This is a genomic window from Paenibacillus glycanilyticus (assembly GCF_023715145.1).
Classification (GTDB): domain Bacteria; phylum Bacillota; class Bacilli; order Paenibacillales; family Paenibacillaceae; genus Pristimantibacillus; species Pristimantibacillus glycanilyticus_A.
Genome location: NZ_JAMBNP010000001.1, coordinates 607,902 through 633,527, shown reverse-complemented (window position 1 = coordinate 633,527; position 25,626 = coordinate 607,902). Strand labels below are relative to the sequence as shown.

The 25,626-nt window shown below is 54.4% G+C and carries 24 protein-coding genes; 19 read left to right on the top strand and 5 right to left on the bottom strand.

Going from position 1 to position 25,626, the window contains the following annotated elements:
• The first annotated feature begins 85 nt into the window (after window positions 1-85).
• A complete protein-coding gene (locus tag M3194_RS02890; RefSeq protein ID WP_251651512.1) occupies window positions 86-679 on the top strand; it encodes an HAD family hydrolase in 594 nt (197 codons plus the stop codon).
• A gap of 56 nt (window positions 680-735) precedes the next feature.
• Here the strand turns inward: M3194_RS02890 and M3194_RS02885 are convergent, their stop codons facing one another.
• On the bottom strand, window positions 736-1,644 hold the full coding sequence (locus tag M3194_RS02885) for a J domain-containing protein (RefSeq protein WP_251651511.1): 909 nt from the start codon (window positions 1,642-1,644) through the stop codon (window positions 736-738).
• A gap of 206 nt (window positions 1,645-1,850) precedes the next feature.
• Here M3194_RS02885 and coaBC point away from each other — a divergent pair, with 206 nt between their 5' ends.
• The 12 genes from coaBC to spoVM all read left to right on the top strand — a co-directional run bounded on the left by coaBC (window position 1,851) and on the right by spoVM (window position 14,757).
• Window positions 1,851-3,086 carry a bifunctional phosphopantothenoylcysteine decarboxylase/phosphopantothenate--cysteine ligase CoaBC gene (gene coaBC / locus M3194_RS02880; protein ID WP_251651510.1) on the top strand — a complete coding sequence of 412 codons (1,236 nt, stop codon included), beginning with the start codon at window positions 1,851-1,853 and terminating at the stop codon, window positions 3,084-3,086.
• Window positions 3,083-5,584: a primosomal protein N' gene (gene priA / locus M3194_RS02875; RefSeq protein WP_251651509.1), complete on the top strand. Its 2,502-nt coding sequence runs from the start codon at window positions 3,083-3,085 to the stop codon at window positions 5,582-5,584. The genes coaBC and priA overlap by 4 nt, the downstream gene beginning before the upstream one ends.
• 33 nt (window positions 5,585-5,617) lie before the next feature.
• Window positions 5,618-6,103 (top strand): peptide deformylase, encoded by a 486-nt coding sequence (gene def, locus M3194_RS02870; protein WP_251651508.1) that lies wholly within the window; start codon window positions 5,618-5,620, stop codon window positions 6,101-6,103.
• Window positions 6,104-6,106: 3 nt separating this feature from the next.
• On the top strand, window positions 6,107-7,057 hold the full coding sequence (gene fmt / locus M3194_RS02865; protein ID WP_251651507.1) for a methionyl-tRNA formyltransferase: 951 nt from the start codon (window positions 6,107-6,109) through the stop codon (window positions 7,055-7,057).
• Complete coding sequence (rsmB, locus tag M3194_RS02860) at window positions 7,054-8,553, top strand: 16S rRNA (cytosine(967)-C(5))-methyltransferase RsmB (RefSeq protein ID WP_251651506.1); 1,500 nt, start codon at window positions 7,054-7,056, stop codon at window positions 8,551-8,553. The genes fmt and rsmB overlap by 4 nt, the downstream gene beginning before the upstream one ends.
• A gap of 98 nt (window positions 8,554-8,651) precedes the next feature.
• Window positions 8,652-9,698 carry a dual-specificity RNA methyltransferase RlmN gene (gene rlmN / locus M3194_RS02855; protein WP_251651505.1) on the top strand — a complete coding sequence of 349 codons (1,047 nt, stop codon included), beginning with the start codon at window positions 8,652-8,654 and terminating at the stop codon, window positions 9,696-9,698.
• Window positions 9,699-9,704: 6 nt separating this feature from the next.
• Window positions 9,705-10,475 (top strand): Stp1/IreP family PP2C-type Ser/Thr phosphatase, encoded by a 771-nt coding sequence (locus M3194_RS02850; protein WP_251651504.1) that lies wholly within the window; start codon window positions 9,705-9,707, stop codon window positions 10,473-10,475.
• Window positions 10,472-12,676 (top strand): Stk1 family PASTA domain-containing Ser/Thr kinase, encoded by a 2,205-nt coding sequence (pknB, locus tag M3194_RS02845; RefSeq protein ID WP_251651503.1) that lies wholly within the window; start codon window positions 10,472-10,474, stop codon window positions 12,674-12,676. The genes M3194_RS02850 and pknB overlap by 4 nt, the downstream gene beginning before the upstream one ends.
• On the top strand, window positions 12,663-13,589 hold the full coding sequence (rsgA, locus tag M3194_RS02840) for a ribosome small subunit-dependent GTPase A (RefSeq protein WP_251651502.1): 927 nt from the start codon (window positions 12,663-12,665) through the stop codon (window positions 13,587-13,589). The genes pknB and rsgA overlap by 14 nt, the downstream gene beginning before the upstream one ends.
• A 5-nt stretch (window positions 13,590-13,594) precedes the next feature.
• Window positions 13,595-14,239, top strand: a complete 645-nt coding sequence (gene rpe / locus M3194_RS02835) for a ribulose-phosphate 3-epimerase (protein WP_251651501.1) — start codon at window positions 13,595-13,597, stop codon at window positions 14,237-14,239.
• Complete coding sequence (locus M3194_RS02830) at window positions 14,223-14,534, top strand: hypothetical protein (protein WP_251651500.1); 312 nt, start codon at window positions 14,223-14,225, stop codon at window positions 14,532-14,534. The genes rpe and M3194_RS02830 overlap by 17 nt, the downstream gene beginning before the upstream one ends.
• A 142-nt stretch (window positions 14,535-14,676) precedes the next feature.
• On the top strand, window positions 14,677-14,757 hold the full coding sequence (spoVM, locus tag M3194_RS02825) for a stage V sporulation protein SpoVM (RefSeq protein ID WP_010345573.1): 81 nt from the start codon (window positions 14,677-14,679) through the stop codon (window positions 14,755-14,757).
• Between the two features lie 550 nt (window positions 14,758-15,307).
• Here the strand turns inward: spoVM and rpmB are convergent.
• Entirely contained in the window at window positions 15,308-15,496 is a 189-nt protein-coding gene (gene rpmB, locus M3194_RS02820) for a 50S ribosomal protein L28 (protein ID WP_015845317.1), read from the bottom strand.
• A 298-nt stretch (window positions 15,497-15,794) separates the two neighbouring features.
• Between rpmB and M3194_RS02815 the strand changes: the two genes are divergently transcribed.
• The 5 genes from M3194_RS02815 (at window position 15,795) to M3194_RS02795 (ending at window position 21,334) form a co-directional block, all read left to right on the top strand.
• Window positions 15,795-16,154 (top strand): Asp23/Gls24 family envelope stress response protein, encoded by a 360-nt coding sequence (locus M3194_RS02815; RefSeq protein WP_251652112.1) that lies wholly within the window; start codon window positions 15,795-15,797, stop codon window positions 16,152-16,154.
• A gap of 57 nt (window positions 16,155-16,211) precedes the next feature.
• Window positions 16,212-18,026, top strand: coding sequence for a DAK2 domain-containing protein (locus M3194_RS02810; RefSeq protein ID WP_251651499.1), 1,815 nt, complete (start codon window positions 16,212-16,214; stop codon window positions 18,024-18,026).
• Between the two features lie 25 nt (window positions 18,027-18,051).
• Complete coding sequence (locus M3194_RS02805) at window positions 18,052-18,906, top strand: DegV family protein (protein WP_251651498.1); 855 nt, start codon at window positions 18,052-18,054, stop codon at window positions 18,904-18,906.
• Window positions 18,907-18,917: 11 nt separating this feature from the next.
• Window positions 18,918-20,972, top strand: coding sequence for an ATP-dependent DNA helicase RecG (recG, locus tag M3194_RS02800; protein WP_251651497.1), 2,055 nt, complete (start codon window positions 18,918-18,920; stop codon window positions 20,970-20,972).
• Window positions 20,973-21,046: 74 nt separating this feature from the next.
• Window positions 21,047-21,334 (top strand): stage VI sporulation protein F, encoded by a 288-nt coding sequence (locus M3194_RS02795; RefSeq protein ID WP_041613515.1) that lies wholly within the window; start codon window positions 21,047-21,049, stop codon window positions 21,332-21,334.
• Between the two features lie 61 nt (window positions 21,335-21,395).
• On the opposite strand, the gene M3194_RS02790 is transcribed toward M3194_RS02795, so the two are convergent.
• Window positions 21,396-22,094 (bottom strand): SOS response-associated peptidase, encoded by a 699-nt coding sequence (locus M3194_RS02790; protein WP_251651496.1) that lies wholly within the window; start codon window positions 22,092-22,094, stop codon window positions 21,396-21,398.
• Window positions 22,095-22,198: 104 nt separating this feature from the next.
• Between M3194_RS02790 and M3194_RS02785 the strand changes: the two genes are divergently transcribed.
• A complete protein-coding gene (locus M3194_RS02785) occupies window positions 22,199-23,497 on the top strand; it encodes a DUF2515 domain-containing protein (protein WP_251651495.1) in 1,299 nt (432 codons plus the stop codon).
• 64 nt (window positions 23,498-23,561) lie between these two features.
• Here the strand turns inward: M3194_RS02785 and M3194_RS02780 are convergent, their stop codons facing one another.
• Both M3194_RS02780 and M3194_RS02775 read right to left on the bottom strand, forming a co-directional pair.
• Window positions 23,562-24,041, bottom strand: coding sequence for a hypothetical protein (locus M3194_RS02780; RefSeq protein ID WP_251651494.1), 480 nt, complete (start codon window positions 24,039-24,041; stop codon window positions 23,562-23,564).
• Entirely contained in the window at window positions 24,038-25,291 is a 1,254-nt protein-coding gene (locus M3194_RS02775; RefSeq protein WP_251651493.1) for a DNA polymerase IV, read from the bottom strand. The genes M3194_RS02780 and M3194_RS02775 overlap by 4 nt, the downstream gene beginning before the upstream one ends.
• Between the last annotated feature and the right edge of the window lie 335 nt (window positions 25,292-25,626).

Sequence of the window (25,626 nt, the reverse complement as noted above, 5' to 3'; positions counted from 1 at the left end):
TTTTGCAACGGGCAGGGATTAGGTAGGGCTAACTTGAAATTGAAATATTCTGGAAACTAATGTCTGAGAAAGGGGAGTTATATGCGTGAAGCTAAAACCGGAGTTGGTTCTTGATGCGGCAGGTGTTATCGCCGCAAATTTTTCGCCGCAGTTTTGGAAGGAGCTTGTGTCGCGGTATGAGCTTCCGCAGGACAGGCTTGCTCAATTCAAACAGGATATTCGCGTGAGATTTTGGACGGGCATGATCACCGAGGATGAATTTTGGGATGACATTTGTACTCGCTTTCCCGCTATCGATAAGGAGGAGGCAAGAAGAGCGCTGCTTGCTCAAATTACTCCTTTGCCCGCAGCCAGCCTTATTCCGGAATGGAGCGAGCATGCCCATATTCATCTGCTTAGCAACCACCGGGAGGAATGGCTGGAATCCATCGTTACTCCTCTGCGCCCCTTCTTGCGGAGCGTGACCATCTCCAGCGCCGCCGGCTGCTGCAAACCGGAGGCTCCAATCTACGAGCGGGTGGAGCAGTATTTTCAGCATTTTGAACGGAAAGCGTCCGTGCTGTTTGTTGACGATCAGGCGAAGAACTTCAGGGAAGCTGAGGCGCGCGGTTGGACAACTCTGCTTGCGGACGAACAAGGCGATTGGATCCATGCTGTGAATCAATTTCTCAAGATATAAATACAGACAAACAAGCAAACAGCAGGCTCATGAAGAGCCTGCTGTTTGCTTGTAACTTATGGTTTTGTCGTAAGGAATTTCTCGATAAACTGAATGGCTTTATCGGTGTTTTTCGAACCCTCGCGAATGCTGGCAATATAGTTATCCTTGGCCTGAAGCGGGATATTCCCGATGATCGAGCTGCCGGAAATTTTGACGCCATACGTGTGCTCGGCCGGGTCCTCTTCGGTCTTCTGCTTAAAGCTGTCATCCGGCTTAAGCAGCTTGGTGAGGTCAGCCTGCGAATCCAGATTCATAAACGCGCCTTGCGGGCCCACCCAGTTGAAGGCGGCCGTATCCGTAATATAGATATCCGGGCGCTCCGTCGCGAGTACAACCATCGCTTTTTGCTGAGAGGCAATGTCCATCTGATCCTTCGCATCAAGCGGCACGTACGTGAAGTTGACCTTGAAGCGCTTAAATTCCGGGAACTGCTTGAGCAGCGCCTCTTCAATATCGGCTTCCGTCGTTTGCTTGCCCGTGCTGTCGCTCATGTAATATTCGCCCAGGTACATAATAGACAGGTCTACCGGCGGAAGCTTGGCCAGCCGCTCCTGCTCCGCGCGATGGTCCAGATAGGTGTTAATCCCAACAATAACAAGAATGAGGGCGATGATGCCGCCAAGCACGTGGAACTTGTAGTAGCGCCAGAAATGGTCTACTTTCTCGGCGGAGCCTGCCATTTTTTTGTACTTGCCGTATTCCTGCTGGTTAAACGCTTCGCTGGCTTTCCGGTCGTCCTCGCCCAGGATATACCGGTAGGCGCGTGTTACTTCTTCAAAATCAGCTTGGTCTGTTCCATTCGGGTTTTCTCTTTGTCTTGCCCGAGCTTGACGCATCAAGGTGGTGTAGCGCTTGTCGACCTCTTCTTTCGAAGCGTTTTCAGGAAGCCCCATCTTTTCGTAGGCTCGTTTCAATTCGTCCATGGAGTTGCTCTCACCTCTGTTAGGATTAGAAAAAATAATAGCTACTCTCTAGTATACGGATTTAAATAGAAGATTTCCATTCCTCCATCTGGGAACCGATCAGGCTACAAATTCGGATGACCTATGGTATGATAGGAAAAAGTGCGAATGGGCTTCACATAAACGGTCAATACATAGATTAACAGCATTGTATCGGGGGAAAAAATATGTTAAGAGGGAAAATGATTCTACTAGGCATTTCCGGCGGCATTGCAGCCTATAAAGGCGCAGCGCTGTGCAGCAAGCTGGTGCAGGCAGGAGCCGAGGTTCACGTTATCATGACGGAGTCCGCCACCAAATTTATTACGCCGCTGACGCTGCAGACCTTGTCCCGCCATCACGTGCATATCGATACATTTGACGAGAAGGATCCTTCCGTTGTTACCCATATTGATTTGGCGGACCGTGCCGATTTGGTCGTAATTGCGCCCGCAACCGCGAATATTATCGGGAAAGTGGCAAACGGCCTGGCTGACGATATGCTGAGCACAACGCTGCTCGCGGCAACGAGCCCCATTCTGGTAGCTCCGGCCATGAACGTACACATGTACGAGCATCCTGCCGTCGTGCGCAATCTGGAGCTGCTGGCATCGCGGGGAGTGATGTTCGTGGAGCCGGGAACCGGTCAGCTTGCATGCGGATACGTCGCCAAAGGACGGCTTGCCGAACCGGAAGATATCCTGATTGCGGTTCATTCGCTGCTTAAAGCGAAGGAGCACGGCACCCTTGCCGGCAAGCGCGTGCTGGTGACGGCGGGGGGCACCGTGGAACGGCTTGATCCGGTCCGGTACTTAACGAATGATTCGTCGGGCAAAATGGGCTTTGCGATCGCGGAAGCTGCCAAGGTTATGGGAGCGGAAGTGACGGTTATAGCAGGGCGGACATCCGTTGATGCGCCGGCCGGCGTTAAGGTTGTGCGAGTGGAATCGGCCCAGCAAATGCTGGATGCGGTGCTTGAGCGGTTCGATGAATCCGACATTGTCGTCAAGTCGGCGGCGGTTGCGGACTATCGCCCGGTGACAAGGCACGGCCAGAAGATCAAGAAGTCCGGCGAGACGTTGACGCTGGAGCTCGAGAAAACAACCGATATTCTGCAGACCTTGGGCGAGCGGAAGACGCATCAGCTTCTGATCGGGTTTGCCGCGGAGACGGAGCAGCTTGAGAAATACGCGATGGATAAGCTGAAGCGCAAAAACGCGGATTTTATCGTCGGCAATGATGTCAGTCTCGACGGAGCGGGCTTCAACGGAGATACGAATATCGTACAGCTGTATGGTCCGAGCGGGTTGATCGAAGCCATGCCGCTGCTGTCCAAACGGGAGACGGCGCAGCGTATTATGACCATTGCGGCGCAGCGGTTATCGGAGGGAGAAGGCCGTAACGGAGGTCGGGGCGCAGAATGATTGCCAAAGTGATTGTCGACGTGCCGAGCCGCCAGACGGACCGGCCGTTTGATTATAAAGTGCCTGCCGAGATGGAGAGCTGGATTGAGGTAGGCTCCCGGGTGGGCGTTCCGTTTGGACCAAGGGTGCTCCAGGGGTTTGTGATCGAGCTCGCGGAGACGGCGGACGTTGATCCTATGAAGCTTAAGCCTTTGGCCGAACTGCTCGATCCCGTACCGCCTTTGCTGCCGGATCTGATCGATCTGGCCAAATGGATGAGCGACAAATATTGCTGCTCCTGGACGACGGCGCTTCAGGCGATGGTTCCTGCTGCATTAAAAGGGAAAGCCGAGCGATACGTCAGCGTAAACGATGACCCGGAATACCTGGCAGAGGAATACAGCCTGACGTCCCTGCTGCCGGAAGAGATGCTGGCGTGGATCGGCAGGCAGAAGCAGCTTAAGCTGGAGACGCTGCAGCAGCGGTATCCGGAGCATTCGGCAGCGATCAAGGAAGCGCTTCGCGAAGGGCTGCTTCAGGAGCAGACTTCGATTCGGGACCGCCTGGCGATACGCAAGGTGCTGACCGTATTTCCGCCGGATGACGAAGCTGCGGCGCGCGATGCGCTGGAGACGTTCCCGGCGAGATCGGCAAAGCAACGCGAGCTTCTGGCCTTCATGCTGGAGCGGGGAGAGGCCATGCCGCTCCAAGCGCTGCTGGCGGAGGCCGGCGGCTCGCCTGCCAGCGTCCGGGCGCTTGCGGATAAAGGCCTGCTCGGGCTCCACGAGGTCGAGCAGGAGCGTGATCCATACGCCGGGCGGAATTTCCAGCGGACCGAGCCTCTGCCGCTTATGCCTGGCCAGCAGGACGTGTATGAGCGAATCGCTGACACGGTTAGCAGAGGCGAACCGCAGGCTTTGCTGCTTCACGGCGTGACGGGCAGCGGCAAAACCGAGGTCTATATGCAATCCATTCAGCATTGCTTAGAATTAGGCAAACAGGCGATTGTGCTTGTTCCGGAAATTTCCCTCACGCCGCAAATGGTGGAGCGGTTCAAAGGCCGCTTCGGCGATGCCGTTGCCGTGCTGCACAGCCGGCTGTCGAACGGTGAGCGTTATGACGAGTGGCGCAAGATCCGAAGCCGCCGCGTGCAGGTGGCAATCGGCGCGCGTTCGGCGATCTTTGCTCCGTTCGAGCGGATCGGTCTTATCATCATCGACGAGGAACACGAATCCTCGTACAAGCAGGAAGAGAGCCCGAAATACCATGCCCGGGACGTTGCCGTAAGACGGGCGCGGCAACATGGCGCGGCGGTGGTGCTTGGTTCAGCAACCCCGTCGCTGGAGTCGTTCGCCGCTGCCAGCCGCCCGCCGGCGCCAGGGAAGGAATCGGCGCTATTGCCGATGCCGGAGCGGGTCGGCAGCCGTCCGCTGCCGCCGGTCCAGGTGATCGACATGCGCTCCGAGCTGCAGGACGGCAACCGGTCGATGTTCAGCCGGCGTCTGCATGCCGCGCTTGCGGAGCGGCTGGAGCGCGGCGAGCAGTCCGTGCTGCTGCTCAACCGGCGAGGTTATTCGACGTTTGTGATGTGCCGCTCCTGCGGGTATACGGCAGCTTGTCCGCATTGCGATATTTCGCTGACCTACCATCAGAAATCGCGGGCGCTGCGCTGCCATTACTGCGGTCATGCGGAGCTGGCTCCAAAGGAATGCCCGTCCTGCAGCAGCGAGCATATCCGCTATTTCGGCACGGGTACGCAGCGGGTAGAGGAAGAGCTGGCGAAGCTGTTCCCGGGAATCCGAGTCATTCGGATGGACGTGGATACGACCTCCGAGAAGCATGCGCACGAGAAGCTGCTGAAGCAGTTCGGCGACCGGAAAGCGGATGTGCTGCTTGGCACGCAGATGGTAGCGAAGGGGCTGGACTTCCCTTACGTTACGCTTGTTGGGGTTATTGCGGCGGATACGTCTCTTAATCTGCCAGACTTCCGCTCGGGGGAGCGTACCTTCCAGCTGCTGACGCAGGTAGCCGGGCGGGCCGGACGCCATCATTTGCCGGGAGAGGTCATTATACAAACCTATTCCCCCGAGCATTATGCCGTCGTAACCGCCCAGCAGCATGATTATGCCGCGTTCGTGCGGGAGGAGCTGAAGCACCGGAGCGTGATGGGCTATCCGCCGTATTGCCGGCTTGTTCTGGTGACGATGTCGCACGAGCAGCTGCCGCTTCTGTCTTCGGTAAGCGAGCAGTTTGCCGAACGTCTCCGCGGGTTAGCGTCCGATGAAGGAGTTCTGGGGCCGCTTGAGGGCGGTTTGCCGAGGGCGATGGATATTCTTGGGCCCGTCGCATCGCCCATTTCTAGAATGAAAGATCGCTACCGTTTTCAATGTGTGATAAAATATCGTGGAAACATCGACGTACCCGCTTTGCTTAAGGGGGCTATGGCACCATTTCTGGAGGGCTCACAGCCTAAGCTGGTGCAGTTTAGCATCGATGTCGACCCACAAGTCATTTTATAAAATAGATAACGATTGTAAAGGAAGGTAACGGCCATGGCCATTCGTATTATTGTGAAAGAACCCGATCCGGTGCTCCGCGAGACGGCAAAGGAAGTAACGAAATTCAACTCCAATCTGCAGAAGCTTATGAAAGATATGGCGGAAACGATGTATGACGCTGACGGCGTTGGACTTGCGGCTCCGCAGATCGGCATCTCAAAGCGCGTCATCGTTGTCGATGTCGGCGACGAAACGGGGCTGATCTCGATGGTTAACCCTGTAATTGCGGAAAAAGAAGGCGAGCAGGTTGGTCCGGAGGGCTGTTTGAGCATTCCGAACCTGAACGGCGATGTCAAACGTTATGAGCGTATCGTAGTGAACGGCCAGGATGGAGAAGGCAATCATTTTACCGTTGAAGCAAGCGGCTTCCTCGCGGTTGCGTTCCAGCACGAGATCGACCATTTGAACGGCATTCTGTTCACGGACATCGCGCAAAACGTGTATGACATCACGGCAAGACAAAGAAAAGGCGGCGAGTAAGGAATGCGTATTGTATTTATGGGAACGCCGGAATTTGCCGTTCCTTCTCTGCGGCTCTTGATCGAGCAGGGCTACAACGTAGTCGCTGCCGTGTCGCAGCCGGACCGCCCGAAAGGCCGTAAACGCGTGCTGACGCCGCCTCCTCTGAAGGAAGCGGCTCTTGCATTTGGACTGCCCGTCCTGCAGCCGGAGCGGATGCGCAGCCCCGAGGCGGTTGCTGCCATTGCCGAGCTTCAGCCGGACTTGATCGTAACAGCTGCTTACGGTCAGATTCTGCCGAAGGCATTGCTCGACATTCCTCGCCTGGGCTGCATTAACGTGCATGGCTCGCTGCTGCCGCGCTATCGCGGCGGTGCTCCGATCCAGCGTTCAATCATTAACGGCGAGTCCGTTACGGGCGTGACCATCATGTACATGGCGGAAGGTCTCGATACCGGAGACATGATCAGCAGGGTGGAGGTGCCGATTACCGATGAGGATACATCGGGTACCTTGTTTGAGAAGCTGAGCACGGCTGGCGCCGAACTTCTCGGCCGTACGCTTCCTGCTCTGATCGCGGGCGAGCTCGAGGCAGAGCCTCAGAATAACGAATTGGCCACGTATGCGCCAAACCTGACGCGCGAGGATGAACGGATTGACTGGAGCAAGCCGGCTCGCAGCATCTATGATCAGGTCCGCGGCCTGTCGCCGATGGCTGGTGCCTTTACATACCTGAACGGCGAAGTGTTTAAGGTGTGGGCGTGCGAGAAGCCAGGCGGGAAGCCGGGCAAAGGCTCCGCAGCGCCGGGCACGGTGGTTGCCGCGAGCACTTCCGGAATTGACGTACAGAGCGGTGAAGGCGTACTTCGACTGCTGGAAATCCAGCCTGCAGGCAAACGGGTGATGTCCGTAGCGGACTGGCTTCCGGGCGCGCGCCTTGCTTCCGATGCGGTATTTGGCGGTGGCGAAGCATGAGCGAACGGGAAAATGTAAAGCACAAGCCGAATCCGTCATCCGCCGGGAAGCCTAAACGCAAGCCCGGCAGACAAGGGCAAGGCCACGGACGGGGCCAGGAGGGGCGCAAGGAACAACGCCCGGCGCGTGTCCGCACTCCGCGCGAGCTTGCTCTTGATACGCTGGTGAAGGTAGCGGAAACCGGCGCCTACAGCAACCTGCAGCTTAACCGTGTTCTTCAGGATGCGCAGCTGCAGCGTGCCGACGCCGCTCTTGTAACCGAGCTTGTATACGGCACGATTCAGCGCCAGTTGACGCTGGATCATTGGCTTGGCAAGTTTGCGGCCAAGGGGCTGCGCAAGCTGGAGCCCTGGGTTCATCAGCTATTGCGCATGAGCGCCTATCAATTACTTTACCTTGACCGTATTCCGGCCCATGCTGCGGTGAACGAAGCGGTAACCATTGCCAAGCGCAGAGGACATCAGGGGATTTCAGGCATGGTGAACGGCATTCTTCGCAGCATTGACCGGAACCGTGCAGAGCTGACGGTGGATTCGATTCAGGATAAGAACCCGGTGGTGCAAATCGCCGTAAGACATTCTTATCCGGAGTGGCTTGTAGAACGCTGGGTCAAAGCTTACGGCGCCGAAACGGCCGAAGCGATCTGTGCTTCAGGCAACGAACCGCCTCATGCCAGCGTGCGGGTCAATCCGCTGCGCGCGACAAGAGACGAAGTGCTGAATCTGCTGACAGAGCAAGGCAGCGATGCCGAGGTGTCCAAGCTGGCTCCTGCCGGCATCGTTGTGCGCCGCGGCGGCAATCTGGCCGATACGGAAAGCTTCCGCGAAGGTCTCTGGACCATGCAGGATGAGAGCTCGATGCTGGTCGCCGAGGTTGTTGCGCCGAAGGCCGGCATGCAGGTGCTAGACTGCTGCGCCGCGCCGGGCGGGAAAACAACCCACATGGCGGAGCTCATGGGCGGCAAAGGCAAAGTTTATGCCAATGACCTTCATCCGCATAAACGCCAGCTCGTAGTAGACCAGGCGGTACGCCTTGGCCTTCAGAATGTGGAAGCTATCACGGAAGATGCCGGCAGGCTGGACGAACGCTTCGCTCCGGCCTCGATGGATGCGGTACTGCTTGATGCGCCTTGCTCGGGCTTTGGCGTAATCCGCCGCAAGCCGGAAATCAAGTGGACGAAGACAGCTGGCGACGTAGCCGAGATTGCGGCCATTCAGCGCAGGCTGCTTCAAGCCGCGGCGGGACTTGTCAAGCCGGGCGGTACTCTTGTATACAGTACATGTACGATCGAAAGCGCGGAGAACGAAGAGCAGGTAGCTGCTTTCCTGAAGGATCATCCCGAGTTCCAGCTGGATCCGGAATGGCCGGAGGAGGCGCTTCAGCCTCTTCGCGCGAAAGGTGTTATTGACAGCTCGTTTGCCGGACAAGCGCAGCTGCTCCCGCATCATTTTGGCAGCGACGGCTTCTTCATTGCCCGTCTCCGCAGACGCCCGTAAGGCGGCTTGTGGCTCGACATGGGCGTTTGTGGTAAAATAAATCATCAGCGCCGGCATAACGGGCGCGCTATTTCAGAGTCAGGTGTGATAATAAGAAGATGAAACCAATAATTTATGACTATAACCTCGATCAGCTTCAAGACTGGATGAAAGAGAACGGCGAGCCCGCGTTCCGCGGCGGCCAGCTGTTTGACTGGCTGTACGTGAAGCGCGTGAGCAGCTTTGAAGACATGTCTAACCTGCCGAAGTCGCTTCGCGACAAGCTGGAGGAGAGCTTCCAGTTCGTGACGCTGACGGAAATTACTAAGTTCGAGTCGAAGGACGGAACCGTGAAGTTCCTGTTCGGCTTGCATGACAATCATGCGATTGAAACGGTTATCATGCGCCATGAGTACGGCAACAGCATTTGTGTAACCACACAAGTTGGCTGCCGGATCGGCTGTACCTTCTGTGCCTCTACCCTTGGCGGTCTGAAACGCAACCTGACCGCAGGCGAGATCGTCGCTCAGGTGGTAACGGCCCAGCAAATGCTGGATGCAACGGGCGAGCGCGTTTCGAGCATCGTTATCATGGGCTCCGGCGAACCTTTTGAAAATTATGACGCTACAATGACCTTCCTGCGTATTATGATTCATGAGAAGGGTCTTAACATCGGTCAGCGCCATATTACCGTATCGACCAGCGGCATTGTTCCAAGCATGTATAAATTCACGGAAGAGAACACGCAGATCAACCTCGCGATCTCCATCCATGCCCCTAACGACAAGCTCAGATCCAAGCTGATGCCGGTTAACCGCCGCTTCCCGTTTGAGGACGTAATGGCTGCCTGCCGCAATCATATTGCGAAGACCGGCCGCCGCATCACGTTTGAGTATGCCTTGATCGGCGGTGTCAACGACCAGGCCGAGCATGCGCAGGAGCTTGCCGATGTGCTGCAGGGCATGCTGTGCCACGTTAACCTGATCCCGGTCAACCACGTACCGGAGCGGAATTATGTCCGTACGCCGCGCAATGACATTTTCGAATTCCAGCGTATTCTGGAGAAGAACAAGATCAATTGCACAATCCGCAGGGAGCAAGGCCATGATATTGCGGCTGCATGTGGCCAATTGAGAGCGAAACACATGGAGTCCACGACGAGGTGATCACGGTTGATTACGGCAAACCGAAGCGATGTCGGACGAATTCGTCATATTAACGAAGATCGTTCGTGGGTAGGACAGCTGGATAACGGCATTACCTTAGCTATAGTCGCCGATGGTATGGGCGGTCATCAAGCCGGTGATGTGGCGAGCCAGCTGGCGGTTAATACGTTCAGAGACATGCTCGAGAAGAGTGCGTCAAAGGCGGATTTATCGATGCAAGAGGGGAAAATGCTTATTCGTCAAGCGCTCGTCATGGCTAATGACGTCGTCTATGACATGGCATCGCGCAACGAGCAGTACTACAATATGGGAACGACAATCGTGGCCGCCTTGTACAAGGAACGGGAATTGATTATCGGGCATATCGGGGACAGCCGCGCCTATCTCATTACCGCAGATGGAATTGCGCAACTGACAGAGGATCATACCCTCGTCAATGAACTGGTGAAGTCCGGCCAGATCAGCTTGGATGAGGCGGCGCATCACCCGCGCCGCAATGTAATTACTCGCGCGGTTGGTACGGACGCGCAAGTCGAGGTAGATATTTATACCGCAGCCTTGTCCGATAACGATGTGCTGCTGCTATGCAGTGACGGACTGACCAATATGGTCAGCGACGAGCTGATGCGGCAGACGCTTCAGGAGGATGGGCCAGGACTAGATGATAAAGCGGATCGCCTCATTCAATTGGCGCTGCATGCTGGAGGAGACGACAACATTACGGTCGTGCTGCTTCAGGAGGACGGCGCTGTTTATGGAGGGGGTGACAACGGATGATCGGACATCAACTAGGTGGACGCTATGAAATTTTAACGAGAATTGGCGGAGGCGGGATGGCGCTTGTCTATAAAGCGCATGATATTCTGCTGAACCGTAATGTCGCAGTAAAGGTGCTGAGGCAGCAATTCGTCCATGACGAGGAATTTATTCGGAGATTCCGCAGGGAAGCGCAGTCGGCTGCATCACTGTCTCATCCGAATGTCGTCAGCATCTACGATGTAGGGCAGGAAGAAGATACTCACTACATCGTAATGGAATATATCGAAGGTCATAATCTTAATGAAATTATCCATGAGCGTGCGCCGCTGCAGGCCGATGAAGCGGTGCGGATTGCCATGCAGATCTGTGATGCGCTTGAACACGCCCATCAGAATCATATTATTCATCGCGATATTAAGCCTCATAATATTCTGATCGGCAAGAACGGCAGAGTGAAAGTCACGGATTTCGGGATTGCCCGTGCCGTGACTTCATCTACCATTACGCAGACGGGCTCGGTTGTCGGGTCTGTCCATTATTTCTCGCCAGAGCATGCCAAAGGAATCAGTACCGGAGAGAAATCCGACCTGTACTCCCTTGGGATCGTTCTGTACCAGATGCTGACGGGCAAGCTTCCGTTCTTCGGAGAAAGCCCGATCAGCGTTGCGCTCAAGCATTTGCAGGAGGAATTCGAGGAGCCGAGAAAGGTGAATCCTCATATTCCGCAAAGCGTTGAGAATGTGATTTTGCGCGCGATGCGCAAAAATCCGAACGAACGTTACCAATCCGCGCGCGAGATGCTGACGGACCTGGATACTTGCCTGAAGCCCAACCGTTTGAGCGAGCAGAAGGTTATGTTCAGCAGCGATCTCGACGAAACCCGCGTTATGCCGGCCATACGTGGGGACATGCGTCCTTCCGTGCCGCAGTCTGAATATGAGCTTACGCCTGTTCCGCCCGCGGCATCTTCCATACCGCCGCTAGAGCGGGGGAGTAAGGCCGCTGCTGCATCCAGCCAGCCGGACGTGGAATGGAAAGACGAGAAATCGAATGGAAAGCCTAAGGGCTGGAAGCGTCCCATTACGATAGTTGGGATCACCCTGGTTGCTCTGGCTTTGATTATATGGGGCTTCCTTGCTCTGGTTAACAAGCTTGACGTGCCGGAAGTGGACGTGCCTTATGTTGTTGGCATGGATGAGGCTGCGGCGCGCGCCAAGATTGAGGACGCCGGATTGAAAGTACAGGAACCGGTTATTCACGAGTTTATGGGCGATGTACCGGCTGGCCAGGTATTTGAGCAGAGCAAGGCTAATATGCGGGTGAAGGAAGGATCATGGATTCAGCTGTCCGTCAGCGACGGGGCCGTCCTTGAGAAGATGTCGGATTACAAAGGCAAACAGCTGCAGGAAGCCAAGGATGATCTGACTGCGCTTGGTGTAGATGAGGAATCGCAGATTACGTCGGAACAAGTATTCAGCGATCAGGATCCCGGCACGATCATCAGCCAGACACCTGAATTTGGTTCCGAATTTGATCCGAAGTCAGCTACCTTTAAGTTTATGGTGAGCAAAGGCCGCGAGACGATTCCGATGCCGAATCTCATTGGCCATACCATTGCCGAAGCGAAGGATATCGTGAAGTCCAACGGATTGGTGCTGCAAGATGACGATATTCTAGAAGAACCTAGCTATACGCAAAGCAAAGGGCTTGTCATTAACCAGGACCAGTTCAAGCCAAACGATCCGGTGCCGAAGGGATCAAAAATCACGATCCGCGTTAGCTCCGGACCGCCTAAAGATGCGAAGAACCATACGTTTAACGTAACGATATCGCCTGCTGAAGCGGGTAAAACAAGCGAAATCCGAATCGTATATTCGGATGCACGCGGACAGGATATTGAGTGGGGCAAACGCCAAATTCAAGATACCCAGTCCTTCCCGGTTCAGGTTATTCTGGCGCCAAATACGGAAGCGAGAGTGACCGTTTACCGGGATGGCCAATTTGTAGATACGCGCACGATCACGTATGAGGAATTAGCGCAAGGATCCGATTCCTCTTCGCTGACGATTCCGGGAACCGGCGGCGGTGAAACGGATCCGGGTAAGGATACCGAAACCGGTACTGAAACAAATGAGAAGACAGATAACCCGGATCAGCCTGTAGATGGGGATCCGGAAGAAAGCAATGACAACGGAGGCAACCAAGATGGGCAGCAATAGTGAATCCAAGGGGAGAATCGTCAAGGCGCTCAGCGGTTACTACTACGTATTGCCGCAAGATGCGGAATCGCCGGGGCAAACGGTGCAATGCCGTGCACGAGGTGTGTTTAAGAAGAGGGGCTTGACGCCGCTTGTTGGCGACGACGTGTTGTACAGCTTAACGGAGAACGGCGAGGGCACAGTAGAAGAACTGCTGCCCCGCAGCTCCGAGCTGATCCGGCCGCCGGTCGCCAATGTAGATCTGGCTATTCTCGTCTTCTCCGTGACGGAGCCTACCTTGAATTTGCAGCTGCTTGACAAATTTCTTGTCCATATCGAACATGCCGGCATTGAACCGGTGCTGTGCTTGAGCAAGCAGGATCTGGAGCAAGACGGCGAGGAGACGGAAGAAGCGATCGCCGCCGCTGCGGCCGTGAATCGCATTTATACCGCTATTGGCTATGAGGTATACGGTACCAGCTCGCGCCGCGGCGTTGGCGTTGAAGAGCTGCATGACCGTCTCAAGGGGCATGTAGCGGTCTTCGCCGGCCAGTCGGGCGTGGGCAAGTCTTCCCTCCTGAACGCGCTTGTTCCGGGCCTAACGCTTGAGACCAATGAGATCAGCAACAGGCTTGGCCGCGGCAAGCATACGACCCGCCATGTCGAACTCGTCGAGATAGGCGGCGGGTATGTGGCGGATACGCCGGGCTTCAGCCAGCTGGATTTCACTGAGCTGGGCATCGAGGATCTGGGATATTGCTTTAAAGAGATGCGCGAGCTTGCACCGGGCTGCAAGTTCCGGGCGTGCACTCATGTGCATGAACCGGGATGCGCGGTACTGAAGGCGGTAGAGGAGGGCGCGGTTGCCCCAAGCCGCCATCAGAACTACTTAACGTTTATGACGGAAATGAAAGAGAGAAAGCGGAGGTACTAAACCATATGGCAATTATCGCACCATCTATCCTGTCGGCGGATTTCGCACGGCTTGGAGACGAGATCAAAGCAGCAGAAGAAGCAGGAGCGGATTGGATTCATGTCGATGTTATGGACGGTCATTTTGTACCGAACCTGACGTTTGGTCCTCCGGTTATTGCAGCTGTACGTTCGGCTACACAGCTTCCATTTGACGTGCATCTGATGATTGAAAAACCGGAATTGTCGATTCCGAGCTATGCGGCTGCCGGCGCGGACCGCATTACGGTACATGCGGAAGCAACGGTACATCTGCACCGCACAATTCAGCAGATCAAGGATCTTGGTTTGCCTGCCGGCGTTGCGCTCAATCCGGGTACGCCGTTGTCGGTTCTTGAGCATATCCTGGGCGACATTGATCTGGTTCTCATTATGACGGTAAACCCTGGTTTTGGCGGACAAGCCTTTATCGAAGAGTCGCTGAACAAGCTTCGCCAGCTGCGCAAGCTGCTTGACGAACGCGGTCTCAGCCATGTTCATGTGCAAGTGGACGGCGGCATTAACAGTGTTACGGCAAAGCAGGTTGTAGAAGCCGGTGCGAATGTGCTTGTTGCAGGCAACGCCGTGTTCGGGGAAAGGGACCGCGCGGCTGCGATTGCTGCGCTTCGGTAACCTAATGGAGGAAGATTTCGAGTTAGAGGAGAGCGTCTGGAAGAAAATATTGTGGATCGCTTTCTACGCGATTACAGCAGGTATTCTGCTTGGTCTTTTTACTGCGATTTCCTCGCCTATCAAGTACGTCTGCTCCCTGGTGGCCTTGTATGTCGCTATAAAGTGCTTCAAGCGTTTTTCAACCTGGGGGCCGCGTATTTCCTTTATCGTCTCTGCCATAATTGTTTATTTTGCTACAGCTCTCGTAATCGCCATTGTCATCTATATGCGTGACAATCCGATGCCTGCGGGCTAATAGAATACGAGCTAGCGGTGTGGAATAGGACAACTCGGCATCGCATAGGATGGTTACATGAACGAAGGTTCGTGTAGCCATTTTTGCGTTTAATAATTGGTACACTTCCAATTTCGATGAGCGTGTCTGAGGAGGGATGGGCATGAAATTTTACACGATCAAACTGCCGAAATTTCTGGGCGGATTCGTAAAAGCAATATTGAATACCTTCCAAAAAAACTAGGTCCGATGCACGGCTTAACGAATGATCGTGGGCAAGGCAGAACGTACCCGCCATCTGATGAAGGCGGGTAAGTTCTGATCCGTAGAATTCTAAGCCAAATTATAAGAGCAAACTTATAAATGCTTAGAATTCAAGGCAGAACGTTCCCGCTATCTGATGAAGGCGGGTAAGTTCTGATCCGTAGAATTCTAAGCCATTTTATAAGATAATAAAAACTTATAATTCTTAGAATTCAAGGTGAACCGGCATCGTCATCCGCTGGCGGCGGGGCGCGTTGAAAAAACCTCTATCCGAGGCTTCTCGAAGATAAGCGTCCGCGTCTAGAGGCAGGTTTTATCGCCCGATAGAATTTCAGTTTGCGACGGACATTGAAACGTATAAATTCTATTGCGGCAAGAAAAAAAAGCACCTGAGCTCAGGTGCTTTTTGTCTAAATATAAGAAAGTATAAACAATTATACGACGCTTATATTTCATAGCCAAACGTTCGCTGCGCCGCCAAGGTGACGGCGTCAGCCGTTTGCGCTAGACCGCTTGGTTGGAATCCGGAATTAAACGCGAGTTACTTTGCCGGATTTCAGTGCACGTGTGCTGACATAAACGCGTTTCGGTTTGCCGTCTACCAAGATGCGAACCTTTTGCACGTTTACACCCCAAGAACGACGGTTTTTGTTGTTTGCGTGGGATACATGGTTGCCTGTACCAGGCGATTTACCAGTAATGAAACATTTGCGGGACATGAGTACACCTCCTTAAGTTTGTGCCGCAAGGAGCAAAGCCTCCCTGCAAGCATGCGCTTAGAGTTTGCTTTGAGCCATTTAGCTGCATTGTTAGCACAAGCCATAATTGAATAACATGGTCAAGCCTGCACAAAAACATACTTGATTATCGTATCACAATTGTCGTGTATCAGCAACTTAAAAGTATGCGAAATGATGGATTTTGTCATCGTTTTTGCCTTGTACCCTTCTATAATGAAGCGGTTTATAGTACAATAATCCTTAGTCCATATTATTTACGGTAAAGGAGTGTATTCCCATACCACTGCAGATTAAGAACGAGCTTGGACAGATAATTGTGAATGATGACTGCATTGCAGTGATTGCAGGCTCTGCAGCCATGGATTGTTATGGGCTTGTCGGGATGGCTTCCCGCAAACAGCTGAAGGATGGCATCGCCGAGCTGCTCGGCAGAGAGAACATGTCGAGGGGCGTCGAGGTGCGCCGGGAGAATGAACAGCTTCATATTGAACTGCATATTGTCGTAAGCTACGGCACGAAAATTTCCGAAGTGGCGCATAATATACAGACTAAGGTTAAATACGTCCTAAATGATGTAATAGGTCTTCAAGTGGATCAGGTCCATATATTTGTTCAAGACGTAAGGGTATCTACGTAGTCAATGCTTACGAAGTTAGAATTGCTTTTGCAATTCTTTTAGGAAGGGGAATTGTCGTTGAGTAAGCGCTCCATTAACGGATCGGATTTTACCGCCATGGCACTGCTCGGTGCGGAATATTTAGAAAGAAATGTAGACCGGGTTAATGCATTAAATGTGTTTCCAGTGCCAGACGGGGATACGGGTACGAACATGAATCTAACGATTGTCTCGGGGGTTCGTGAACTGCGGAACAAGCCGTCCGCCCATTTGGGAAAGGCTGCAGAAGCATTGTCCAAAGGACTTCTAATGGGGGCGCGGGGCAACTCGGGGGTTATTTTGTCCCAGTTATTCCGTGGCTTTGCCAGATCATTGGCTAACCAGGAAGAGGCCGGTACGCTTCAGATTGCTGCTGCATTCCAGAATGGCGTTGACATGGCTTATAAAGCGGTCGTGAAGCCGGTAGAGGGAACGATTCTTACGGTAGCAAGAGAGGCGGCCAAGCATGCCGTTCAGTATGCCCGCAGGACGAGTGATGTCGTAGAACTGATGCAAGAGATTCATGCGAAGGCGAATGAAGCGCTTCAGCGCACGCCTGATCTGCTGCCGGTACTGAAGCAGGTTGGCGTTGTGGATTCCGGCGGACAAGGTCTCGTGTTTATTTACGAGGGCTTTGTTCAGTATTTGACACATAGCGGTACGATTCAAGAGAAGGTATTTACATTTCCGTCCGAAGCGGCAGCACCGGAAGAAGTAGCCGTGGCACAGCCGGCCTCTGCACCGAGATCATCGGCAGTTGTAAAGCCGTCGGCACCCGTATCTGCCCAATCGAAACTCGCAACTGAGGACATTGAGTTCCTGTATGATATGGAATTCTTTATCAATCGCAAAATCAGCGGGAAACCTGCGGCATTTTTTAATGAATACGCTTTCAAGAAGGCGCTCGAAAAAGACGGCGATTCGATTCTCGTCATTGCCGACGATGAGATTATCAAGGTGCATGTCCACTCGCGTAAGCCCGGCGATGTATTAAACCTTGCGATGGCTTACGGCGAGCTGACGGACTTTCACATTCTGAATATGCGCGAGCAGCACCGCGATCTGCTTGAGCATGAAGCAGCGGCTGAGCCATTCGCCCCGTTGCCAGAGTATGCGCTTACCGGCGATATCTCGTCTACAGAGCTGCTTGCAGGACCAGCAGCCCAGGTCGTAGCACCGGAAGAGCTGCATGAGCTCGCGCCGTTTGGCATTGTGGCTGTTGCGCTTGGCGAAGGCATCGCGAATATTTTCCTCAGCAACGAAGTGGATGTCGTCTTGTCCGGCGGACAAACGATGAACCCAAGCACCGAGGATTTCGTGAACGCGATTGAATCTTTGCCCGCGGAGCATATTTATCTGCTGCCAAACAACAGCAATATCATTCTCGCGGCTGAGCAGGCCGCTGAGCTGAGCGGACGCCAGGTAACGGTTATCCCAACGAAAACCATCCCGCAGGGGCTGGCGGCGATTCTTGCCTTCAAGGAAGAGGAATCGGCCGAGCGTAATGCGGCATGGATGAAGAGCGCAGCCGAGCAGGTCGTATCCGGCCAGGTGACGCAGGCAGTGCGGAATACCTCCATTGACGGCGTGGATATCCGAGAAGGCGACTATATGGGGATTAAAGAGAAGACGATTGTCTCGTCGAAGCCAAGTCTGCTTGAAGCCTGCCAGCTGCTGATGGCGGCTATGGTAGAGGATGGCGGCGAGCTGCTTACGGTATTGACCGGCGAAGATGCGAAGGAATCCGACACCGCGGCGTTGCGTGAATGGATTGAGGAAGCATACCCGGAAGTTGAGCTTGAGGTTCATGCCGGCGGCCAGCCTTTATATCCTTATTTATTCGCTTTGGAATAGCCATATTAAGTTTGGGAGGGGACGTATGGGAAACATACGCATCGTGACCGACAGCGCATCAGATATTTCACCGGAGCTAAGACAAGAGCTTGGGATTGAGATGGTTCCTCTGAAGATTCTGTTCGGGGAAGAGACTTACTATGATGCCGTTACGATTAATACGGAGCAGTTCTTCGAGAAAGTATCGGCGTCGCCGCAAATGCCTACTTCGTCCCAGCCATCGCCGATGGAGTACCAAGAAGCATATGAGCGCATTTTGCAGGAAGATCCCGGCGCTACCATTATTTCGATTCATTTATCGAGTGCGGTAAGCGGGACCTACCAATCGGCGGTCATTGGCAGCTCGATGGTAGACGGTGATCCGGATATTACGGTCATCGATTCCAAAACAGCTTCTTACGCTTATGGCATGCGCGTTGTGACGGCTGCCAAAATGGCGCGGGAAGGAGCTTCGAAGGAAGCCATTCTTGCCGAGATCGAACGGATGGAACGTGAAACGCAGCTGTATTTTCTCGTCGATACGCTTGAATATTTGCAAAGAGGAGGACGGATCGGCAAAGCTTCCGCTCTTATCGGATCTATTCTTAATATTAAGCCGATTCTGTCGCTCGACAAAGAAGGCGCGGTGTATGCCGTAGATAAAGTGCGCGGTACAAAAAAAGCAATGGCGCGGATTTTGGATATGCTGGGCGAAGCCTGCGGTCAGGATCCGGTTGTTGCGACAATCGCTTGGAACACAAACAAGGAAGCGGCTTTGGAATTCCTTGAGCTGATCAAGAGCCGGTTCAATGTTCAAGAGGTTGAATACGCAACCGTTGGTGCCGTTATCGGAACCCATGTGGGTCCCGGCACAATGGCTGTGTTCATGCGCAGAGTGTGAGGTAGAGAACAATGACGCTGGAACAGTATTCGGTCCGGCAAATTAAAGGCGTGAGCGCTCCTAAGGAAGAAGAGCTTCACGCCTTTGGCGTTCAGACAGTCGCCGATTTGCTGGATTATTTTCCATTTCGATATGAAGATTACCGCATCCGGGAGCTTGCGGAAATTAAGGACGGCGACAAGGTGACGGTGCAGGGAGTCATCCGCGGCAACGCGGTTCTGCAGCGTTACGGCAGAAACAAATCGCGCCTTACCTGCAAAGTTGAGGTTGACCATATGCTGGTGACAGCCGTTTGGTTCAACCGTCATTTTCTGCAAAACCAGCTGACGCCAGGCAGAGAAATCATGTTAACGGGCAAATGGGAGCAGCAGCGTCTGCAGATGACCGTGTCGGAATCCGAATTCGCGGACAAGTCCACCGGGATGGTCAGATCCGGAACGCTGCAGCCCGTCTATTCCGTTGGCGGAGGCATTACGCAGGCATGGATGCGCAAGACGATCAAGCAGGCTTTGATCCAATACGGATCGATGATTGAAGAAGTGCTGCCGCATGAGCTCGTGGAGCGCCACCAGCTTATGCCAAGGCGTGACGCCGTGCAGCGGATTCATGATCCTGGAGAAGTGAAGGAAGGGCTGGAGGCTCGGCGGCGGATGGTGTACGAGGAGCTGTTCCTCTTCCAGCTGAAGCTGCAGGCTTACCGTTCCTTAACGCGCGGTCGCGGGGACGGTATCGTTCATCAGGTGAACGGGGAGACGATCCGCAACTTTGCGGCTACGCTTCCTTTTGAACTGACGGATGGCCAGAAGAAGGTTGTTAACGAGATTATGTCGGATATGCGGCATCCGGCTGCGATGAACCGATTGCTGCAAGGCGACGTTGGATCGGGTAAAACGGTAGTGGCGGCTATCGCGCTCTATTGCACGATAAAAGCCGGTCATCAAGGAGCGCTCATGGTGCCGACGGAGATACTGGCAGAGCAGCATCTGCGTTCGCTGCAGAAGCTGTTTGCGGACACGGGCATTGAGGTGGGCCTCTTAACCGGCAGCTTGACGGAGAAGAAGCGCCGCGATGTGCTCGCCGGGCTGCAGATGGGCATGATCGATATTATTGTCGGTACGCATGCGCTTATTCAGGACGATGTTTATTTCCGCAGCCTGGGTCTCGTTGTAACCGATGAGCAGCACCGTTTCGGGGTGAACCAGCGGAGTATTCTGCGCCGCAAAGGGATGAATCCCGATGTGCTGACGATGACCGCAACGCCGATTCCGAGGACGCTTGCTATTACGGCCTTCGGTGATATGGATGTGTCCACGATCCGGGAACGTCCGCATGGACGGAAGCCCATCAAGACGTATTGGGTCAAGCACGATATGATGGACCGCGTTCTAGGCTTTATCCGGCGTGAGGTAGGGGAAGGACGTCAGGCCTATGTTATCTGCCCGCTGATCGAGGAATCGGACAAGCTGGATGTGCAAAATGCGATAGATTTGTATGTGCAGATGCAGCAGGCTTTTCCCGATCTGAAGGTGGGTCTCTTGCACGGCAGGCTGTCGGCTTCGGAAAAGGATGAGGTCATGGGCGCTTTTGGCGCTAACGAGACCCACTTGCTTGTCGCGACGACGGTCGTTGAGGTCGGCGTCGACGTACCAAATGCCACGCTAATGATTATTATGGATGCTGAGCGGTTCGGGCTCTCGCAGCTGCATCAGCTTCGCGGACGTGTAGGGCGCGGGGCGCATCAGTCGTTCTGCGTGCTGGTCGCGGATCCGAAGTCGGAGAACGGCCGAGAGCGGATGAAGGTTATGACGGAGACCGATGACGGCTTTGAGGTGTCGCGACGCGACCTGGAGCTGCGGGGGCCGGGGGATTTCTTCGGTACGAAGCAAAGCGGCCTTCCGGAGTTCAAGATCGCCGATATGGCAGCGGATTACGAGATGCTGGAGCTGGCCCGCGATGATGCGGCAGAGCTTGCCGGAAGGGATGATTTCTGGACGAATCCGGTGTTCGAGCGGGCGCGTGTCCAACTGCTGAAGGATCAAATTTTTCAAGGGGAACAGCTCGACTAAGCAACATCTTCCATTTTGCGGCATATAGTTAAACGATCGAATTATCGGAATGCCGGATGGAGGTGTCGGGGCGAGTGAGTTACCAAAAGTACGGCATTCGGCCGCAATTGGTCGAACGCGTCAAATTCAAATTAAAAAATCCGGTCGTCAAGGACCGGATGCGGCTGCTGCTGGGCAACGTGACGAAGTATGATCTGCAGGACCGGGTAAAGGTGAGGAAGCTCGTGAAATCTGCGACTTCTATTTTACAGGAACCGCTGACGGATATTCAGGAAGAACAGATTATCGATTTTGTCCTCGGGCAAAAAATAGATCCAAACAACACCTTTCACTTGCTTAAGCTGTGGGGGATGTTCCGCTGACCGCTTTGCGGTCGGCTTTTTTTTTATTGCGGGAATTGAGGTTCGATACTCTAGAACCGTATCACCAAAGATGCAGCTGGCCTCCCGGATTTATTGGTTCAATGCAGTCTGCGGTGTCGTTCTTGACGCTTCCGACCGCCGAAGACACCGGATACGCTTCGAGTTCCTCGGCCGCGTACGGATGGAAGAGACGCTGCAAGGCCAACGGATCCTGCACGGAACGGTCGAGCCAGAAGAGCTCGTCCTCTTGGCGCAAAATAACCGGCATCCGGTCGTGGATCGGGGCCATCAGCTCGTTGGGCGACGTTGTCAAAATGGTGCAGCTGCTGATCGTTGTTGTACCGTCCGGTGCAAGCCAGGTTTCATACAGTCCGGCCATGCTGAAGAGCGAGCGGTCCTTGAGCACAATTCGCATCGGCTGCTTGCCGCTGCCATCCTTCTTCCACTCGTAAAAGCCGTCTGCCGGGATGAGGCAGCGCTTGCGGCGGAGAGGGGTCTTGAAGGCCGGCTTATCGGCTGCGGTCTCGGAGCGGGCATTCAGCATTTTGCTGCCGATCTTCGGATCATCCGCCCAAGGCGGGATAAGCCCCCACTGCAGCTCTCCGAGCCGGTTGCGCTGCCCGTCATTCACAATGGCAAGCACCTGCTGGCCAGGCGCTACATTATATTTCGGGCGGTGGTAAGGCACCTTCGTCTCGCCGATCATGTAACGAATCATAAGCTCCTCGAGCGATATGGTAATGGTGTATCTTCCGCACATGCTACTCAGTCCTCCTCGGTTCGTTCTTTGTTTTTTATTATGCATGAACAGGCGGTCCGGCGGCAAATACTTGTGTTACCAGGCAAAGAGAAGGAGGGCGGTCGATGCATAGCAGGGGAAGAAGGCGAGGCCGTTCCGGATTTCGATTCGGCAAAATCAAACAGCTCTTCTCACTGCCGGCTGCGGCATGGGAGTATGCAATTGGCAAATGGCATGGCATGGAGGCTTCTCATGAGATGCTCGCAGAAGCCGTTCCGCTGCAGCTCGCGGAGGGAGCCGTTGCCGAGCTGACGGAGGCGTGGCTCAAGCTGGAGGGGCAGCCTGCTCATGCAGGGATGACCGCCGAGGGTGAAACTGATCGTCTGCTGATTGAACGGATTCTTGCGGAGACCTCCCGTCTTAATCGCAATAACGTGACGCGAACGGAGGCTTACCGATTGATGTATCAACGCCATCCGGAGCTGCACTGGGCGATGCTGGCCCATCTCGTATCCCGCAATGGCGGCTGGAATATGACGGATCTGGCCGGGGAATGGCTGCCGCGGCTGCTTCCGGGCGATAAACGCCAGTCGGTCTTTTTGCTCCTGGAGCATGCCAATGCGTTTATTTTCGGCGATGCCTATCCGCAGCTGCTGCTGTACGAAGAAAGCGTCCGCGTACAGCGGCCGCTGTTCCATCTGCTGCCTGCCTTCGGGGTGACGCGGTTCATGAGACCGGTGTGGGAGCAGTTCTGGCAGCGGCGAGACTCTGCGCCTCTTACGGTTGCGCTTATTGTGAACGAGCAGCATTTCATCGAGCAGCGGGTTGTTCAGGATGAATACTTCCGCAAGAACGTGATCGATACGTTCTTCTTCGGCATGCAGTCGCTGCTGCAGCTGAACGCGGTTATGTTTCCGTATCATACCGGTGGAGAGCTGCGGCTGGCAGGGCTGATTATGGAGCATTTCGACGATCTGGCCGAGCGGATAGAGTTTGGCAAGGCCTTGTATGGAATATTGTTTGGCGTACCCCGCATACGCGAAGGGGCGCTGGACTTTGCGGCGAAGGGCCGTCATACCGGCTCACGGGTCGATTATGCGCCGCAGCTGTTTGCCAGGATACGGCATGAAGCGCCGGCCGCGCTCTACAAGGAGCGGCTGCTCGGAGGCAAGCTGCTGCCGGGAGCAGCGCCGCTTTACAGCCCGGAGCTAGGCGCTGCCTGGGCGAACCAGAGCCTCGAGGCAGCGGAGCCCGGTGACTGGTTCCGCTCGGCCGCGGATATTGCGCCGTACTTCCGAAAGCTGAAGCTGCCCCGCAGCTTCGAGCTGACGAATGAGTACGGCTTGCTGCTCAACAAGATTGAGCTGGCCGTACTCGCTGCCCAGCAGCTCCGGGTAGAGGAGCCGGGTGCGCGAGGGGAGTAAAGGACGCGAGCTCATTTACGCAAAAAAACACCGCGCTGCACGCCGGCAGGCGGTGTCGGGATAGTTATTTGAACATCAGCGAGATATACTTCGCGATGCGGACGCTGATCTCGGCGCGGGCGGCATCGCGGATCATCGAGAAGCGGTCCTCGTAGCCGCGGCAGATAAACTTGTAATGGATTGCTCCGTGCTCGCTGTCGCTCTCCTCAAGGAAGACGCGGATATTCCGCTCCTTAAGCGCCTTGCGAACCGCACTTAAGTCATTATGAATATGGCCCATCAGGACACGGGAGGCTTTCATATAGAGCTGCCTCATGGAATAGAAGGACAGCTCGATGTCCTTGCAGTTCTTATCTACAATGGTCAGCATCATAGGGAGCAGCACATAATCGCGAATCAGCTCAAGCTCCTCTTTGCTCGGGACGGGGACAGGCCCGGAAGTTGTTTTTGGCGTCTCGCGCCGCTCCAGATATTGCTCGCGGTGCTCAGGCAGCATCATGCGGCTGGATTCCCATCGGCCGTTGCCCTCCAGTTTCTTGCTCATTTGTAGTGTCCTCCAATTTTGACGCTGCGCTCACGGGCCTGGGCTGATTCGAGCAGCGAGGACGCCCGGAGAATCGAGGTCGTTCCGAATTTATGACGGATCGCATCCGTGATGCGCTCCAGCTTTCTTTCCTTTTCCCTGTTGCCGAACAGGGAAAGCTGATATTGATCGTCGGGCACCAGCTTAGACAAGGTCACGCCGAGCTTGCGGACGGGAAGCCGGTCCCAATGGGCGTAAAATAACGTTCGGGCTGCAGCAAATACTTCCTTCGTAATATTCGTTGGATCGGGCACCGTCATCTGGCGGAAAAACCCGGTCGGATGGTCAAAATCCGCCCCTTGCGCCCCCGCGGCAACAACGCTGCCCATATAGCCCTTGGCGCGGCTGCGGCGGCACACTTCTTCGCTTAATTCCAGCAGAACGACGTCGATTTCATGCGGCTTGCTGTAATCGCGGGGCAGCGTCATTTGATGCCCGACGGCTTGCTGGGCATCATGCGTGCTTGGTTTGACAGGGCTTGGGTCAATGCCGTTCGCCGTCTGCCAGAACAGCTCCGCTTGAATATCGCTGTTGCGGCCCATCCGCGCCTGCAGCCTGCGCTTGAAATCCGGCAGGGGAAGGCTGCCGAGATCGCCAATCGTTGCAATTCCCATCCGCTGAAAATGCGCGGTCATTCGCGAGCCGACGCCAAACATTTTGCTCACCGGGAGCGGCCATAATAAGGATTCTACTTCTGTTTTGGGGAGCGTGAACTGGCCGGTCTCGTTCTTTTTCGCCCAAATATCGGTGGCCATCTTGGCCAGAATCTTGTTGGAGCTCATGCCAACCCGGGCCCACACACCGGTGTAGAGCATGATCTTGGTCTGAATCTGCGTTGCGATCTCTTCGGGCGTGCCGAAGTAAGATATGGAGCCGGTAACGTCCAGGAACTGTTCATCGATGGAGAAGGGCTCCACCAGATCGGTGAACGAACGGAAGATGTCGGTAATCATAAGCGAGACGTCGATATACAGCTGCATGCGTGGTCTAATAATGACGAGATGCGGACATTTGCCCAGCGCTTCGCCAAGGGTCTCGGCGGTCGTGACGCCGTACTGCTTCGCAAGCGGACAAGCTGCCAAAATAATGCCCGAACGCCTCGTAGGATCGCCGGCCACAACGACCGGATCGTTCTTATATTCGGGATGTGCGGCCTTCTCGACGGACGCGTAGAACGACTGGCAGTCAATCAGCATAATGACACGTTCCATAATCCCCACTCCAATACATATGCGAAAGTATGTTCGTATATTATTATATACCGAATGTATGTTCGCTATGCAAGGGATATTTGCAGGTAATTTCAAACAGTTGGGGGGAGTTGCTTCTTGCTTGTAAACCGATTTTGAACGAGCGGTTATTTACTTTTGATCAAATCGAGGATGTTCATCGAGCTATGGGTGAAAAGCAAGTTGGGAAAATTGTAGTGAGTATTGAGTAACGGAATACTTAAGTCGTTTGTACGACGGCACTTTTTTTGTTTGTGCTTGTTCTTATGGCGTGCCATGTGTTAATGGAATACGAGTCGTATTTGAATAATATAGCG

Excerpts from the sequence above, each read along its gene's own strand:
- coaBC (WP_251651510.1), top strand. The coding sequence starts at position 1,851 with ATGTTAAGAGGGAAAATGATTCTACTAGGCATTTCCGGCGGCATTGCA.
- def (WP_251651508.1), top strand. The coding sequence starts at position 5,618 with ATGGCCATTCGTATTATTGTGAAAGAACCCGATCCGGTGCTCCGCGAG.
- priA (WP_251651509.1), top strand. The coding sequence starts at position 3,083 with ATGATTGCCAAAGTGATTGTCGACGTGCCGAGCCGCCAGACGGACCGG.
- fmt (WP_251651507.1), top strand. The coding sequence starts at position 6,107 with ATGCGTATTGTATTTATGGGAACGCCGGAATTTGCCGTTCCTTCTCTG.
- rpe (WP_251651501.1), top strand. The coding sequence starts at position 13,595 with ATGGCAATTATCGCACCATCTATCCTGTCGGCGGATTTCGCACGGCTT.
- M3194_RS02805 (WP_251651498.1), top strand. The coding sequence starts at position 18,052 with ATGGGAAACATACGCATCGTGACCGACAGCGCATCAGATATTTCACCG.
- rlmN (WP_251651505.1), top strand. The coding sequence starts at position 8,652 with ATGAAACCAATAATTTATGACTATAACCTCGATCAGCTTCAAGACTGG.
- spoVM (WP_010345573.1), top strand. The coding sequence starts at position 14,677 with ATGAAATTTTACACGATCAAACTGCCGAAATTTCTGGGCGGATTCGTA.
- M3194_RS02885 (WP_251651511.1), bottom strand. The coding sequence starts at position 1,644 with ATGGACGAATTGAAACGAGCCTACGAAAAGATGGGGCTTCCTGAAAAC.
- recG (WP_251651497.1), top strand. The coding sequence starts at position 18,918 with ATGACGCTGGAACAGTATTCGGTCCGGCAAATTAAAGGCGTGAGCGCT.
- rpmB (WP_015845317.1), bottom strand. The coding sequence starts at position 15,496 with ATGTCCCGCAAATGTTTCATTACTGGTAAATCGCCTGGTACAGGCAAC.
- rsmB (WP_251651506.1), top strand. The coding sequence starts at position 7,054 with ATGAGCGAACGGGAAAATGTAAAGCACAAGCCGAATCCGTCATCCGCC.
- M3194_RS02790 (WP_251651496.1), bottom strand. The coding sequence starts at position 22,094 with ATGTGCGGAAGATACACCATTACCATATCGCTCGAGGAGCTTATGATT.
- M3194_RS02785 (WP_251651495.1), top strand. The coding sequence starts at position 22,199 with ATGCATAGCAGGGGAAGAAGGCGAGGCCGTTCCGGATTTCGATTCGGC.
- rsgA (WP_251651502.1), top strand. The coding sequence starts at position 12,663 with ATGGGCAGCAATAGTGAATCCAAGGGGAGAATCGTCAAGGCGCTCAGC.
- M3194_RS02780 (WP_251651494.1), bottom strand. The coding sequence starts at position 24,041 with ATGAGCAAGAAACTGGAGGGCAACGGCCGATGGGAATCCAGCCGCATG.
- pknB (WP_251651503.1), top strand. The coding sequence starts at position 10,472 with ATGATCGGACATCAACTAGGTGGACGCTATGAAATTTTAACGAGAATT.
- M3194_RS02775 (WP_251651493.1), bottom strand. The coding sequence starts at position 25,291 with ATGGAACGTGTCATTATGCTGATTGACTGCCAGTCGTTCTACGCGTCC.